The organism is Streptomyces sp. NRRL F-5727 (assembly GCF_000719555.1).
GTDB lineage: Bacteria > Actinomycetota > Actinomycetes > Streptomycetales > Streptomycetaceae > Streptomyces.
On the sequence record NZ_JOGX01000006.1, the window covers coordinates 1 to 13,414 of the forward strand.

15 protein-coding genes are annotated in these 13,414 nt (G+C 74.5%); 10 read left to right on the top strand and 5 right to left on the bottom strand.

What is annotated here, in order from left to right; genetic code table 11:
* Positions 1-1,736, top strand: a 1,736-nt coding sequence (gene ggt / locus IF73_RS0106350) for a gamma-glutamyltransferase (RefSeq protein ID WP_031004359.1), incomplete at its 5' end; no start/stop codon positions are given.
* Positions 1,737-1,758: 22 nt separating this feature from the next.
* Here the strand turns inward: ggt and IF73_RS0106355 are convergent.
* Positions 1,759-2,262 carry a hypothetical protein gene (locus IF73_RS0106355; RefSeq protein WP_158821937.1) on the bottom strand — a complete coding sequence of 168 codons (504 nt, stop codon included), beginning with the start codon at positions 2,260-2,262 and terminating at the stop codon, positions 1,759-1,761.
* A gap of 43 nt (positions 2,263-2,305) precedes the next feature.
* Complete coding sequence (gene map, locus IF73_RS0106360; protein WP_031004362.1) at positions 2,306-3,073, bottom strand: type I methionyl aminopeptidase; 768 nt, start codon at positions 3,071-3,073, stop codon at positions 2,306-2,308.
* A gap of 52 nt (positions 3,074-3,125) precedes the next feature.
* Between map and IF73_RS0106365 the strand changes: the two genes are divergently transcribed.
* Positions 3,126-3,377 (top strand): helix-turn-helix domain-containing protein, encoded by a 252-nt coding sequence (locus IF73_RS0106365; RefSeq protein WP_031004364.1) that lies wholly within the window; start codon positions 3,126-3,128, stop codon positions 3,375-3,377.
* Between the two features lie 139 nt (positions 3,378-3,516).
* The gene (locus IF73_RS0106370; RefSeq protein ID WP_031004366.1) at positions 3,517-3,816 is read left to right on the top strand and encodes a hypothetical protein; all 300 of its coding nucleotides are present in this window, start codon (positions 3,517-3,519) and stop codon (positions 3,814-3,816) included.
* A 20-nt stretch (positions 3,817-3,836) separates the two neighbouring features.
* Here IF73_RS0106370 and IF73_RS0106375 read toward each other — a convergent pair whose 3' ends face one another.
* On the bottom strand, positions 3,837-4,541 hold the full coding sequence (locus tag IF73_RS0106375) for an NAD(P)-dependent oxidoreductase (protein ID WP_078867962.1): 705 nt from the start codon (positions 4,539-4,541) through the stop codon (positions 3,837-3,839).
* Positions 4,542-4,607: 66 nt separating this feature from the next.
* On the opposite strand from IF73_RS0106375, the gene IF73_RS0106380 reads away from it, so the two are divergent.
* From IF73_RS0106380 to IF73_RS0106410, 7 genes are all read left to right on the top strand, one after another.
* Complete coding sequence (locus IF73_RS0106380) at positions 4,608-4,997, top strand: winged helix-turn-helix transcriptional regulator (RefSeq protein ID WP_031004370.1); 390 nt, start codon at positions 4,608-4,610, stop codon at positions 4,995-4,997.
* A 75-nt stretch (positions 4,998-5,072) separates the two neighbouring features.
* Positions 5,073-5,468 carry a PPOX class F420-dependent oxidoreductase gene (locus tag IF73_RS0106385; RefSeq protein WP_031004372.1) on the top strand — a complete coding sequence of 132 codons (396 nt, stop codon included), beginning with the start codon at positions 5,073-5,075 and terminating at the stop codon, positions 5,466-5,468.
* Between the two features lie 135 nt (positions 5,469-5,603).
* Positions 5,604-6,866 (top strand): hypothetical protein, encoded by a 1,263-nt coding sequence (locus IF73_RS0106390; RefSeq protein WP_031004374.1) that lies wholly within the window; start codon positions 5,604-5,606, stop codon positions 6,864-6,866.
* Between the two features lie 219 nt (positions 6,867-7,085).
* Positions 7,086-7,925: a nitrilase-related carbon-nitrogen hydrolase gene (locus tag IF73_RS0106395; protein ID WP_031004376.1), complete on the top strand. Its 840-nt coding sequence runs from the start codon at positions 7,086-7,088 to the stop codon at positions 7,923-7,925.
* The gene (locus tag IF73_RS0106400) at positions 7,922-9,205 is read left to right on the top strand and encodes an aspartate aminotransferase family protein (RefSeq protein ID WP_031004377.1); all 1,284 of its coding nucleotides are present in this window, start codon (positions 7,922-7,924) and stop codon (positions 9,203-9,205) included. The genes IF73_RS0106395 and IF73_RS0106400 overlap by 4 nt, the downstream gene beginning before the upstream one ends.
* Positions 9,206-9,224: 19 nt before the next feature.
* Positions 9,225-10,628, top strand: coding sequence for a dihydropyrimidinase (gene hydA / locus IF73_RS0106405; RefSeq protein ID WP_031004379.1), 1,404 nt, complete (start codon positions 9,225-9,227; stop codon positions 10,626-10,628).
* Between the two features lie 11 nt (positions 10,629-10,639).
* Positions 10,640-11,659 carry a TIGR03842 family LLM class F420-dependent oxidoreductase gene (locus IF73_RS0106410; RefSeq protein ID WP_031004381.1) on the top strand — a complete coding sequence of 340 codons (1,020 nt, stop codon included), beginning with the start codon at positions 10,640-10,642 and terminating at the stop codon, positions 11,657-11,659.
* On the opposite strand, the gene IF73_RS0106415 is transcribed toward IF73_RS0106410, so the two are convergent.
* Together IF73_RS0106415 and IF73_RS0106420 are read right to left on the bottom strand one after the other, a co-directional pair.
* Positions 11,619-12,386, bottom strand: a complete 768-nt coding sequence (locus tag IF73_RS0106415; RefSeq protein WP_051716577.1) for a thioesterase II family protein — start codon at positions 12,384-12,386, stop codon at positions 11,619-11,621. The genes IF73_RS0106410 and IF73_RS0106415 overlap by 41 nt on opposite strands.
* Positions 12,383-13,399 carry an ornithine cyclodeaminase family protein gene (locus tag IF73_RS0106420; protein WP_031004385.1) on the bottom strand — a complete coding sequence of 339 codons (1,017 nt, stop codon included), beginning with the start codon at positions 13,397-13,399 and terminating at the stop codon, positions 12,383-12,385. Before IF73_RS0106420 ends, IF73_RS0106415 begins: the two co-directional genes overlap by 4 nt.
* Between the last annotated feature and the right edge of the window lie 15 nt (positions 13,400-13,414).

Sequence of the window (13,414 nt, forward strand, 5' to 3'; positions counted from 1 at the left end):
CCGCCGCCCCCACCGGCCCGTCCGGGACCGCCCCGCCCGCGAAGGTGCCCGTCGCCGTCGGGCACGGCGGCGCCGTCGCCAGCGTCGACGCCGACGCGAGCGCCGCCGGAATCGAGGTCCTGCGCGGGGGCGGCAACGCGGTCGACGCGGCCGTCGCCGTCGCCGCCGCCCTCGGCGTCACCGAGCCCTTCTCGGCGGGCATCGGCGGAGGCGGCTACCTCGTCCACTACGACGCCGGGAGCCGTACGGTCTCCACCGTCGACGGCCGCGAGACCGCCCCGGTCTCCGCCGGCGCCGACCTCCTCACCGAGCACGGCGCGCCGCTCCCCTTCGAGGAGGCGATGACCAGCGGCCGCGCCGTCGGCACCCCCGGCACTCCCGCCACGTGGGCGACCGCCCTCGACGCCTGGGGCACCCGGCCGCTCCGCGAACTCCTCGCCCCCGCCGAGCGGCTGGCCCGCGACGGCTTCACCGTCGACGCGACCTACCGCGCCCAGACCGCCGCCAACGAGGCCCGCTTCCGCGACTTCCCGGCCTCCGCCGCCCTCTTCCTGCCCGGCGGCCGGCTCCCCGAGGTCGGCACGGTGGTGAAGAACCCCGACCTGGCCCGTACTTACGCCCTCCTCGCCGAGCGGGGCGTCGGCGCGCTCTACCGCGGCGCGCTCGCCCGCGAGATCGTCCGCACCGTCCGCACCCCGCCGGTCCGCGCGGGCGCGGGCCGTGTCGTCCGCCCCGGGGACCTGACGGAGCGGGACCTCGCCGCGTACCGGACGGTCCGGCGCGCGCCCACCGAGACCGTCTACCGGGGCCTCCGGGTCCTCGGCATGCCCCCGTCGTCGTCCGGCGGCACGACCGTCGGGGAGGCCCTCAACATCCTGGAGAGCACGGACCTTGCCGCCGCCACGGAGCAGCGGTACCTCCACCGCTTCATCGAGGCGAGCCGGATCGCCTTCGCCGACCGGGGCCGCTGGGTCGGGGACCCCGCCTTCGCGCCGGTGCCCGTCCGGGGCCTGCTCTCCCAGCGGTACGCCGACTCCCGCGCCTGTCTGATCCGGGACGACGCCGTCCTCCGCAGCCCCCTCGCCGCCGGCGACCCCCGGAACCCGGTGCCGTGCGCCACCGGCGGGGCCGTGGTGCCGGCGACGTACGAGGGCGACAGCACCACCCATCTGACCGTCGCGGACCGGTGGGGGAACGTCGTCGCCTACACGCTCACCATCGAGTTCACGGGCGGCAGCGGCATCACCGTCCCCGGCCGCGGCTTCCTGCTCAACAACGAACTGACCGACTTCTCCTTCACGCCGGCCCACCCCGCCGTGCCCGACCCCAACCTGCCCGGCCCCGGCAAACGCCCCCGCTCCTCGATCTCGCCGACGATCGTGCTCGACCGGCGCGGCCGTCCGGTGGTGGCCCTCGGCTCGCCGGGCGGCGCCACCATCGTCACCACCGTCCTCCAGACCCTCACCGGCTTCCTCGACCGGGGCCTGCCGCTGGTCGACGCCATCGCCGCGCCCCGGGCCAGCCAGCGCGACCGGGCCGCGACCGAGCTCGAACCGGCCCTCTGGGACGGTCCCCTGAGGCCCGCGCTCGAAGCCCTCGGACACACCTTCCTGCGGAACCCGGAGATCGGCGCCGCCACCGGCGTCCAGCGCCTCCCCGGCGGGCGCTGGCTCGCCGCCGCGGAGACCGTCCGCCGGGGCGGCGGCTCCGCGATGGTCGTCCGGCCGGACCGGTGAGGGCCCGTCGGGTGGCCCGGCGTCAGGGCCGGTCCGCGCCGTCCAGTCCCATCCGCCGCGCCAGCGCGGCGACGCCCCGGACCGCCAGGCCGTCGCAGATCTGCCCCGGGGTGACGTGGTTGCTGCGGTGGTCGTCGCGCACCTCGTACAGCAGCGCGTAGACGAGCCGATCCTCGCGCTCGGTGGCCGGGGCCGGCAGCGGGGTGTCCCGCCACAGCTCGGCGACCGCGTCCGGGCACACCGGGACGGGCAGCCCGCAGGCGAGCGAGCCGGTCGACTGCGCCAGGCGGATCGCCCCCAGGGCGACCGACCGCTCCGACAGATCCCGCCGGAACGCGAGCCGCCCGGCCCGCTCGGGGGCGAAGGCCCGGGCCGCCTCGGTGACCTGACGGACCGTGGGCCCGTCCGTCCAGACCAGCGTCGGCACGTCCCCGGCGGTCGCGGACAGCTCCGCCCCGAGCCGCCCGCCCACGGCGGCCGCCAGCACGTCGAGCGATCCCGTCCCCACGGTGCGATCCTCTGTCATGCGGCGAGTCTAGGAGCCGCCTCCGGCACCGCCCCGTCCCGCTCTACAGGGCCGTCAGGACGCGGGGGCCCGCGTCGGTGACGGCGACCGTGTGTTCGGCGTGGGCGGCGCGGGAGCCGTCGAGGGTACGGATCGTCCAGCCGTCCCGCGCCGTGTAGTGGCCGTCGCCGCCGCCCCCGACCAGCATCGGCTCGATCGCCAGGACCATGCCGGGCCGCAGCCGCATCCCGCGCCCGGGGCGCCCCTCGTTGGGCACGCCCGGGTCCTCGTGCATGGCGCGGCCGATGCCGTGCCCGCCGAAGCCGTCCGGGATGCCGTACCCGGCCTTCCGGCACACCGTGCCCACGGCGTGCGCGATGTCCCCGATCCGGTTGCCGACGACCGCCGCCTCGATGCCCGCCGCCAGGGCCTCCTCGGCCGCCCCGATCAGCCGGGTGTCCTCGGGGCGGGCGCGGCCGACGGTGAAGCTGACCGCCGCGTCCCCGGCCCAGCCGTGGAGCAGCGCCCCGCAGTCCACGGAGACCAGGTCGCCGTCCCGGAGGACGGTCCCGTCCGGGATGCCGTGCACGATCGCGTCGTTGACCGACACACAGGTGACGCCGGGGAAGGGCACCGGCGCCCAGTCCGGGTGGTAGCCCAGGAAGGGCGAGCCGGCGCCCGCCCCGTCCAGCACCTCCCGCGCCGCCCGGTCCAGGGCGACGGCGGGCACGCCGGGCGCCGCCAGCTCCCGCGCCGCGGCCAGGGCGCGGGCCACGATCCGGCCCGCCTCGCGCATGGCCGCCAGGTTCTCTTCGGTCTTGATCTCCACCATGCCCATTACTATACCGGTATAAGAATCGGGTCGAGCCGGTAGAGTGGGGCCCATGGTGCGCACCCCCCTGACCCCGGAAGAGCGCGAGCGCGGCGAGCGGCTCGGGCGGCTGCTGCGCGACGCCCGCGGCGGCCGGTCGATGGTCGAGGTCGCCGCGGCGGCCGGCCTCTCGGCCGAGACCCTCCGCAAGATCGAGACCGGCCGCGCCCCCACCCCGGCCTTCTTCACCGTCGCGGCCCTCGCCGGCGTCCTCGACCTGTCGCTGGACGAGCTGCTCGTCCGCTGCGCGCCGCTGCCCGCCTGAGCCGGACGGCGACCGCCCCGCCCCCGCCTCCGAATGGCCCCGGCCGGGCCGGGGGAGGAGGCTGGAGGTGAGTGCGTCCGGGTGGAACGAGGGCGTACCGCACGGGAAGCCTCCGCCCGGCCGGGAAAGGGGCCCTGCCATGCGCATGCTTCTGAAGGTCGAGATGAACACCGAGTCCTCGAACGAGCTCATCCGGCAGGGCACCGCCGAGGGCGTCATCAAGGAGGCGCTCGGGCGGATCCGCCCGGAGGCCGCCTACTTCACCGTCGAGAACGGCTGCCGCACCGGCTACTTCTTCTTCGACCTGAACGAGACCTCCGACCTGCCGTCGATCTCGGAGCCGTTCTTCATGCGGCTCGGCGCCAAGGTCCACTACTCGCCGGTGATGAACCAGGAGGAGCTGGCCGAGGGCCTGGGCCGGATCTCCGGCCGCGGCTGAGCCGGCCCCCTCCCTTCGCGTCAGGCCGAGACCGCCAGCTGCACCCGGCTGTGCCGGGGCTCCTCGATCTCGTCCAGCAGCGCGAGCGCCAGATCGGCGTGCGCGATCCGGCCGGGGCCGTCCACGACCGAGCCGACCGCCGTCCGGTAGCCGCCGGTGGGCCCGGCCTCCGCGTTCAGGTCCAGCGGCGGCACCACCATCAGCCAGTCCAGCTCCGGGCCGGCCGTCGCCGCCAGCAGCTCGAACTCCACCACGTGACCCTGCGCGAAGGCCCGCCACTTCCCGGGGAAGCCCGGCGCGTCCATCAGCCGCACGCCCGCCGCGTCCGCCAGGGTGGTGGCGATCCCGAGGGTCAGCAGCCGGCCCACCCCGGCCTCCGTGAGCCCCGCGACCAGCGCCTTCGTCGTCGCCGCGAAGTACTCCTCCGACGGTACGTCGAGGCGGACGGAGGCGTGCACCGCCGCGTCGTGCCCGGCGGCGAGCGCCGCCACCGCCCCCGGGTCCGTCGCGTCGCCCCGTACCACCGTCACACCCGCCCGCCCCAGGTCCGGGTGGCGCGCCGGATCCCGTACCACCGCCGTCACCCGGTGGCCCCGGGCCACCGCCTCCGCCACGGCCGCGCGGCCGACCCGCCCGCCGGCGCCGAAGACCACGATCCGCCGGCCGCCGCCGCTCTCGGTCCCGTTCCCGTTCGCGTTCGCGTTCTCGTTCTTGTTCTCGTCCATGGCCGGGACCGTAGGACGGAGGCACCCGGTTACTTCAACGGTACCGGCGCGGCTACCGTCGGACCCATGAGCGAACTGCCCCCGATCGTCGCCCGGTTCGACGGCCCGGCGTGCGCCGACGGCGCCGTCCAGCCGTTCCGCGTCGGCGACAAGTGGACCGGAGTCGTGCTGCGCTGCCTGGAGGACGGCGCCGCCCGCCGCTTCGGCGAACTCCGCGCCGTGCTCCCCTGGATCACCCCCAAGGTCCTCACCGAGACCCTGCGTTCGATGGAGCGCAGCGGCTTCCTCGCCCGGAGCGCGTACGACGAGAACCCGCCGCGCGTCGAGTACGCCCTCACCCCGCTCGGCCGCTCCCTCCTCGGCCCGCTCGACACGGCCTGCGCCTGGGCCCGCGCCCACGGCACCGAGATCCGCGACGCCCGCGCGGCGCACGCGGGGGACCGCCCGCCGGCGTAGGGCCGGTCCGGCTCCCGGGCCGACAGCGGGTACGGTGCCACGCGCGCGACCCCACCCGGCATAGGCTCGGCGGTCATGACGACCGACGGACGAATCCCCGAAGAGCTGCGGCGCGCCCGCTACCTCAGCCTCACCACCTTCCGGAAGAACGGCAGCGGGGTCGCCACCCCCGTCTGGTACGCCGCCGAGGGCGGGAAGCTGTACGTGTGGACCCGCACCGACTCCTGGAAGGTCAAGCGGCTCCGCAACGACCCCAGGGTCGAGGTGGCCGTCTGCGACGTGCGCGGCAACGTCCCCGACGGCGCCGTCCGCACCCCCGGCACCGCCCGGCTCGTCACCGGCGAGGAGCTGCGGCACGTCCGCGGGCTGCTCTCCCGCAAGTACACCTACCAGTTCTGGCTCGTCGACTGGCCGGCCATGATCGCCCGCCTCGGCAAGCGCCCCCACACCGGGATCGTCGTCACGCTGTGACCGGCGGGTACGCCACCGATGTGGTCTCCGGGGCACGGAAAGGAAAACGGTCCGTAGCCGTCCCGTAACACGACTGCGGTGCAATGCCCTGCGGCGGACCGGAAGGTCCCCCTCTACCGCAGGGCAGGTGCGCGCATGACGGTCACTCACACTCCGTCGGAGATGGCGGAGTTCACCCGATGGCTGGGCGGGCTCACGGCCCGCGCCGAGCAGGCCGGCGGCTGGTGGGCCGTCTTCGCCGAACGGGACCCGGACGGGCTGGGCGCCTGCCTCGACGGCGCAGAACTGCCGCCCTGGGACGTCGTCGAGTCCCTCCTCCAGGACGTCGGCGAGGCGCCGGAGCACGGGCGGGAGCTGTACGCCGCGGCCGCCGCCGCCCACGACCGCAGACCCGGCGGCGCCGAGGCGCTGACCACCCGCCGCGAGCTGATGGAACGCGAACGCCGGCACGCCGAGACCCGCGTCCGGGAGCTGGGCGAGTGGATCCGCACCGCGGGCCCCGAGGAGGCCGCCCGGCTCGCGCACGACCTCGCCTGGACCCGCGACGACCACGCCCGCGCCACCGCCCGGATCGTCGACCTCACCGACCGCCTCGACCGGCTCCACGCCGCCCCGCCGCCGGCCGCCGCGGCCGCCCCCGCGCCGGCGCGGGCCCGGCCCCGTGGCGCCCGGTACGCCTGGACGGACGCCGACGCCACCGAAGGGCCCGCGCCCGCCGTCGTACCCGGCCTGCCCGCCGGCGGTGCGGAGCCGCGCGGTGCCCGGTTCCGGACCCGGGGCGCCTCGCGTCCCGCCGGCGGGTCCCGGGGCGGTGGCCTGGCCGCGCCCGCGGCCGGCGGTGCCGCCGCGCCCCCGGACGAGGCCGCGGAAGCCGCCCGTGCCGCCGCCAACGCCGTCTACGCCCTCCAGCGGCTGCGCGCCCAGGGCCGGACCGGCCAGGCGCACGAACTGCTCTGCGAGGCGCTCGGCGGGCCGCCCGGCCGGCTGCCCGCGCTCGCCGGGGAGCTCCACCGCGCCGGGTTCGGCGCCGACTGGGACACCCTGCTCTGGGAGGCCGCCTCGCTGCCGCCCGCCCGGCTCGCCGCCGTCGCCGGGGCGCTCGCCGACGCCGGCCGCGCCGACGACTGCGAACAACTGCTGCGGCAGGGGGTCGCCCGGCCCGTCGAGGAGCTGGCCGGAGCCGTCGCCGCCCTGGTCGCCGAGGGCCACGACCGCGAGGCGCACGCGCTGCTCACCGCCTTCATCCGGGTCCGCACCCCCGAGGAGGCGGCCCGGCTCGCGGCCGTGGACCCCGCGCTGCTCCTGCCCCGGCTGGGCGCGGCCGCCCGCGGCCTGTCGCCCGCCGTCGACCGCGCCCTGCGGCACGCGCTGCGGGTCGCCGGCGTCTTCGGCGCCTGAGCCGGGGCGAGGGTTCCGGCAGCGGAACCGTACGAGCGGGGAGCAGTCGGCACGTGTCGGTACGTGCCCGGTGTGGACCACTCCGGTATGAAACATGATCGACTGTGCTGCTTCCGGGCGGCAGTCTTGCTCCGCGGTGTGACGGGGCTTACGTTCTCCTCCTACGCATCGTGTCTACGGGCGTAGAGGCTCTCTGACGCCGTGCCGAAGGAGCAGCTCATGACCGTCGTACGCGCCGCCCTCGTCCAGGCGACCTGGACCGGCGACACCGAGTCCATGATCGCCAAGCATGAGGAGCACGCCCGCGAGGCGGCCCGCCAGGGCGCCCAGGTGATCGGGTTCCAGGAGGTGTTCAACGCCCCCTACTTCTGCCAGGTCCAGGAGCCCGAGCACTACCGCTGGGCCGAGCCCGTGCCGGACGGCCCCACCGTCACGCGGATGCGGGAGCTCGCCCGCGAGACCGGCATGGTGATCGTCGTCCCGGTCTTCGAGGTGGAGTCCGAGGGCTTCTACTACAACACCGCGGCCGTCATCGACGCCGACGGCAGCTACCTCGGCAAGTACCGCAAGCACCACATCCCGCAGGTCAAGGGGTTCTGGGAGAAGTACTACTTCCGCCCGGGGAACGCCGGCTGGCCGGTCTTCGACACCGCCGTCGGCAAGGTCGGCGTCTACATCTGCTACGACCGCCACTTCCCCGAGGGCTGGCGCCAACTCGGCCTCAACGGCGCCCAGTTGGTCTACAACCCGTCGGCCACCCACCGCGGCCTCTCCTCCTACCTGTGGCAGCTGGAACAGCCCGCCGCCGCCGTCGCCAACGAGTACTTCGTCGCCGCCATCAACCGCGTCGGCGTCGAGGAGTACGGCGACAACGACTTCTACGGCACCAGCTACTTCGTCGACCCGCGCGGCCGGTTCGTCGGCGACGTCGCCTCCGACAAGGAGGAGGAGCTCGTCGTCCGCGACCTGGACTTCGGACTCATCGAGGAGGTCCGGCAGCAGTGGGCCTTCTACCGGGACCGCCGACCCGACGCGTACGACGGGCTGGTCCAGCCGTGAACAGCCTGTACGCCCGCCACCGTGCCGTCCTCCCCGACTGGCTGGCGCTCTACTACGACCGGCCGATCGAGATCACCCACGGCGAGGGCCGGCACGTCTGGGACGCCGACGGCCGCCGCTACCTGGACTTCTTCGGCGGCATCCTCACCACCATGACCGCCCACGCCCTCCCCGAGGTCACCAAGGCGGTCGCCGAGCAGGCCGGCCGGATCGTCCACTCCTCCACGCTCTACCTCAACCGGCCGATGGTGGAGCTCGCCGAGCGGATCGCCACCCTCTCCGGCATCCCCGACGCCCGCGTCTTCTTCACCACCTCCGGCACCGAGGCCAACGACGCGGCCCTGCTGCTCGCCACCACGTACCGCCGCTCGAACCAGATCCTGGCGATGCGCAACAGCTACCACGGCCGCTCCTTCTCCACCGTCGGCGTCACCGGCAACCGCGCCTGGTCGCCCACCGGCCTCTCGCCGCTCCAGACCCTGTACGTGCACGGCGCGGTCCGCACCCGGGGCCCCTTCGCCGGGCTCACCGACGAGCGGTTCACCGAGGCCGCCGTCGCCGACCTGGAGGACCTGCTCGGCCAGACCCGCTCGGGGGTGGCCGCCCTGATCGCCGAACCCGTCCAGGGCGTCGGCGGCTTCACCTCCCCGCCCGACGGCCTCTACGCCGCCTTCCGCCGCGTCCTCGACCGGCACGGCATCCTCTGGATCTCCGACGAGGTGCAGACCGGCTGGGGTCGCACCGGCGACCACTTCTGGGGCTGGCAGGCGCACGCCCAGGCCGGACCGCCCGACCTGCTCACCTTCGCCAAGGGCATCGGCAACGGCATGGCGATCGGCGGCGTGGTCGCCCGCGCCGAGATCATGAACTGTCTCGACGCCAACTCCATCTCCACCTTCGGCGGTTCACCCGTCACGATGGCCGCCGGCCTCGCCAACCTCGGCTACCTCCTCGACCACGACCTGCAGGGCAACGCCCGCCGGGTCGGCGGCCTGCTCATCGAGCGGATCCGGGCCGCCGCCGCGGGCGTCGACACGGTCCGCGAGGTCCGCGGCCGCGGTCTCATGATCGGCATCGAGCTCGCCGACCCGGTCAGCGGACACGCGGCGCCCGAAGCCGCCTCCGCCGTCCTGGAGGCGGCCCGAGAGGGCGGCCTCCTCATCGGCAAGGGCGGCGGCCACGACACCAGCGCCCTGCGCGTCGCGCCCCCGCTCTCCCTCACCGTCGCCGAGGCCGAGGAGGGCGCGGCGATCCTCGAACAGGCCCTCCGATCCCTCTAGTTCGCAGGGGAGAAGTCCCGTGAGCACCCGAACCCTCATCCGGGGCGGCCTGGTCGTCACCGCCTCCGACGAACTCCACGCCGACGTCCTCATCGAGGACGGCCGCATCGCCGCGCTCGCCGCCCACGGCTCCGACGCGGCGGCCGGCTGGACCGCCGACCGCGTCCTGGACGCCACCGACCGCTACGTCATCCCGGGCGGCGTCGACGCCCACACCCACATGGAACTGCCCTTCGGCGGCACCTTCGCCTCCGACACCTTCGAGACCGGCACCCGCGCCGCCGCCTGGGGCGGCACCACCACCCTCGTCGACTTCGCCGTCCAGTCCGTCGGCCGCCCCCTCCGCGAGGGCCTGGACGCCTGGTACGCCAAGGCCGACGGCAACTGCGCGATCGACTACGCCTTCCACATGATCATGTCGGACGTCACGCCGGCCACCCTGCGGGAGATGCCCCTCCTCATCCAGGAGGGCATCACCTCCTTCAAGCTCTTCATGGCCTACCCGGGCGTCTTCTACTCGGACGACGGACAGATCCTGCGGGCCATGCAGGTGGCCGCAGGGACCGGCGGGCTGATCATGATGCACGCGGAGAACGGCATCGCGATCGACGTCCTGGTCGAGCAGGCCCTGGCCCGGGGCGAGACCGACCCCCGCTACCACGGGGAGGTCCGCAAGGCGCTCCTGGAGGCGGAGGCCACCCACCGGGCGATCCAGCTGTCCCGGGTCGCCGGCGCGCCGCTGTACGTGGTGCACGTGTCGGCGCAGGAGGCGGTGGCGGAGCTGGCGGCGGCGCGGGACATGGGGCTTCCGGTCTTCGGCGAGACCTGCCCGCAGTACCTCTTCCTGTCCACGGACAACCTGGCGGAGCCGGACTTCGAGGGCGCCAAGTACGTGTGCAGCACGCCGCTGCGCCCGAAGGAACACCAGGCGGCGCTGTGGCGCGGGCTGCGGACGAACGACCTCCAGGTGGTCTCCACCGACCACTGCCCGTTCTGCTTCGTGGGCCAGAAGGAGCTGGGCCGGGGCGACTTCTCGAAGATCCCCAACGGCCTGCCGGGGGTGGAGAACCGCATGGACCTCCTCCACCAGGCGGTGGTCGACGGGCACATCTCGCGCCGCCGCTGGATCGAGATCGCCTGCGCGACCCCGGCGAGGATGTTCGGCCTCTACCCGCAGAAGGGCACGATCGCGCCCGGCGCGGACGCGGACGTCGTCATCTACGACCCGCACACCACCCAGACCCTGTCGGCGGAGACCCACCACATGAACGTCGACTACTCGGCGTACGAGGGGAAGACGGTGACCGGCCAGGTCGAGACCGTCCTCTCGCGCGGCGAGCCCGTCATCGACCAGCGCAAGTACGTCGGCCACGCCGGCCACGGCGCCTTCATCCCCCGCTCCACCTGCCAGTACCTGAACTAGGAGGCCGCCCCGTGGACTTCGGACTCGTCCTGCAGACCGACCCGCCCGCGTCGCAGGTCGTCGGCCTGATGCGCCGGGCGGAACGCAACGGCTTCCGCTACGGCTGGACCTTCGACTCCGCCGTGCTGTGGCAGGAACCCTTCGTCATCTACAGCCAGATCCTCGAACACACCACCAAGCTCCACGTCGGACCCATGGTGACGAATCCGGGGACGCGGACGTGGGAGGTGACGGCCTCCACCTTCGCCACCCTCAACGACATGTACGGCAACCGCACCGTCTGCGGCATCGGCCGCGGCGACTCGGCCATGCGCGTCGCCGGCCGCAGGCCCAACACCCTCGCGCGCCTGGGCGAGGCCATCGAGGTCATCCGCGACCTGGCCGAAGGCCGCGAGGCGGAGGTCGACGGCAACCCGATCCGCATCCCCTGGATCAAGAACGGCAAGCTGCCCGTCTGGATGGCCGCGTACGGGCCCAAGGCGCTCGCGCTGGCCGGGCAGAAGGCCGACGGCTTCATCCTCCAGCTCGCCGACCCCTTCCTCACCGAGTGGATGGTCAAGGCCGTCCGGCAGGCGGCCACCGACGCCGGCCGTGACCCCGACGCCCTCACCGTCTGCGTCGCCGCCCCGGCCTACGTCGGCGACGACCTGGCCCACGCCCGCGACCAGTGCCGCTGGTTCGGCGGCATGGTCGGCAACCACGTCGCCGACCTGGTCGCCAAGTACGGCGAGCACTCCTCGATGGTCCCCGAGGAGCTCACGGCCTACATCAAGGACCGCCAGGGGTACGACTACTCCCACCACGGCCGCGCCGACAACCCCGACACCGCGTTCGTCCCCGACGAGATCGTCGACCGCTTCTGCCTCCTCGGCCCCGCCGAGGCCCACATCGACAAGCTCCGCCGGCTCAAGGACCTCGGCGTCGACCAGTTCGCCGTCTACGCCATGCACGACGACCGCGAGGGCACCATCGACGCCTACGGCGCCGAGATCATTCCCGCGCTTCGGCCAGCAGTCCGGCCAGGTGGCTGAGGAGCGAGCGCCGCTGCGCCGGGTCCCTGAAGTAGAAGTGACCGCCGGGCAGCATCGTCAGTGAGAACGGGCCGGGCGTGAACTCCTTCCAGCGGGCCAGGACCTCCTCCGGGAGGTCCTGGCGTCCGCCGACCGCGTGGAGCGGGCCGCTCCAGGACGGGCCGGGCAGCGGTACGTACGTCTCCGACAGGGTGATGTCGGCGCGCATGGACCGCATGATCAGGTCGCGGAGGGCGGCGTCCTCGCCGAGGTCCGGAGGCAGTCCGCCGCCGAACCGGCCGTCGACGGCGGCGAGGAGTTCCGCGTCCGGGAGCGCGCGCAGCCCGTTGTCCCGGGGGTGTCCGGGCGGGGTGCAGGCCGACGTCATGACGAACCGCGGCTGAGGAAGGCCGAGTTCGGCCAGGCGGCGGGCCGTCTCGTACGCCGTGAGCCCTCCCATGCTGTGGCCGAAGAAGGCGAACGGCGGCTCGAAGACCGCGCTGTCCAGCAGCCGGTCCAGCACGTCCGGCAGGGACGTCAGCGGTTCGTCCATCAGCCGGGATCCGCGTCCGGGCAGCTGGACGCCGAGCACCTCGACGTCCGGCAGGTCGTCGGCCCAGCGCACGTACTCGCCCGGCGAACCGCCGCTGTGCGGGAAGCAGTAGAGCCGTACCGGCGCCCCCGGGCGCCGGTGCCGGCACACCAGCCAGGGGGTGGGGCGCGCGCCCGGCCTCTTCGTCTCGCTCATCGTTCCGTCCCTTCGTGTTCCGTGCCCGTGAGGCGGACCCGGGTGCCCAGGCCCTCCGCCGCGGCACGCTCGTACACGCTGCGGGCGGCGACGACGTCCTGGACCGCGAGCCCGAGCGACTCGAAGACCGTGATCTCCTCCGTCGCGGTGCGCCCGGCGCACCGGCCGAGGAGCACCTCGCCGATCTCGCCGCGCACGTGTTCCGCGCCGAAGCGGCCTTCTCCCATGGGGAACAGCAGATCTCCCGCCTCGACGAGCGCGGACTGCCGGCTGTCCGTCAGCACCGTAGCCGCGGCGACGAGTTCGGAGGTCAGTTCGCGCCGGCCGGAGAACACCGCGCCGACGGCGTTGACGTGCGCTCCGGGCCGTACGTCCAGCGCGTCCAGGACCGGCTCCGCGCTGGAGGTGACCGTGCAGATCACGTCGGCCCCGGCGACCGCCTCGGGCACCGAGGACACCGCGCGGACCGGCAGCCGGCCCGCGAACTCGGCGGCCAGCGCCCGGGCGTGCGCGCCGGTGCGGCCCCACACCCGGATCTCCCGGGGCGGCCGCACCAGGGACACCGCCTCGATGTGCGAGCGCGCCTGGGCGCCCGTGCCGAGCACGGCGATCACCTCCGCGTCCGGCAGGGCGAGCAGGTCGGTGGCCACCGCCGAGGCGGCCGCCGTACGGATCTCGGTGATCACCGTGGCGTCGACCATGGCCAGGGGCTCGCACGTGTCGGGGTCGAGGAGCAGCACGACCCCGACGTGCGGATCGAGTCCCCGGGCGATGTTCCCCGGCTGTACGGCGATCACCTTCAGCCCGAACGCGCCCGGGCCGGGGCCGGGCCCCAGCGGAACGTGGGCGGGCATCGTCGCGAGGACCTCGCCCTCGGCGTCGCCCGGCGTGAGCGTGCGCTGCGGCTGGCGGACCCGGCCGGAACTGAACTGGGTGAAGGCGCGGCGCATGTCCTCGACGGCCCGGGCCATCGGATAGAGCCCGCGGACGGTGGTGGCGTCGACGGTGAGCACAGCTGACTCCTGACG

Coding starts and splice junctions, on each gene's coding strand:
- IF73_RS0106415 (WP_051716577.1), bottom strand. CDS start 12,386: ATGAGCGAGACGAAGAGGCCGGGCGCGCGCCCCACCCCCTGGCTGGTG.
- IF73_RS0106365 (WP_031004364.1), top strand. CDS start 3,126: ATGGTGCGCACCCCCCTGACCCCGGAAGAGCGCGAGCGCGGCGAGCGG.
- IF73_RS0106375 (WP_078867962.1), bottom strand. CDS start 4,541: ATGGACGAGAACAAGAACGAGAACGCGAACGCGAACGGGAACGGGACC.
- IF73_RS0106390 (WP_031004374.1), top strand. CDS start 5,604: ATGACGGTCACTCACACTCCGTCGGAGATGGCGGAGTTCACCCGATGG.
- map (WP_031004362.1), bottom strand. CDS start 3,073: ATGGTGGAGATCAAGACCGAAGAGAACCTGGCGGCCATGCGCGAGGCG.
- IF73_RS0106370 (WP_031004366.1), top strand. CDS start 3,517: ATGCGCATGCTTCTGAAGGTCGAGATGAACACCGAGTCCTCGAACGAG.
- IF73_RS0106395 (WP_031004376.1), top strand. CDS start 7,086: ATGACCGTCGTACGCGCCGCCCTCGTCCAGGCGACCTGGACCGGCGAC.
- IF73_RS0106385 (WP_031004372.1), top strand. CDS start 5,073: ATGACGACCGACGGACGAATCCCCGAAGAGCTGCGGCGCGCCCGCTAC.
- IF73_RS0106380 (WP_031004370.1), top strand. CDS start 4,608: ATGAGCGAACTGCCCCCGATCGTCGCCCGGTTCGACGGCCCGGCGTGC.
- IF73_RS0106355 (WP_158821937.1), bottom strand. CDS start 2,262: ATGACAGAGGATCGCACCGTGGGGACGGGATCGCTCGACGTGCTGGCG.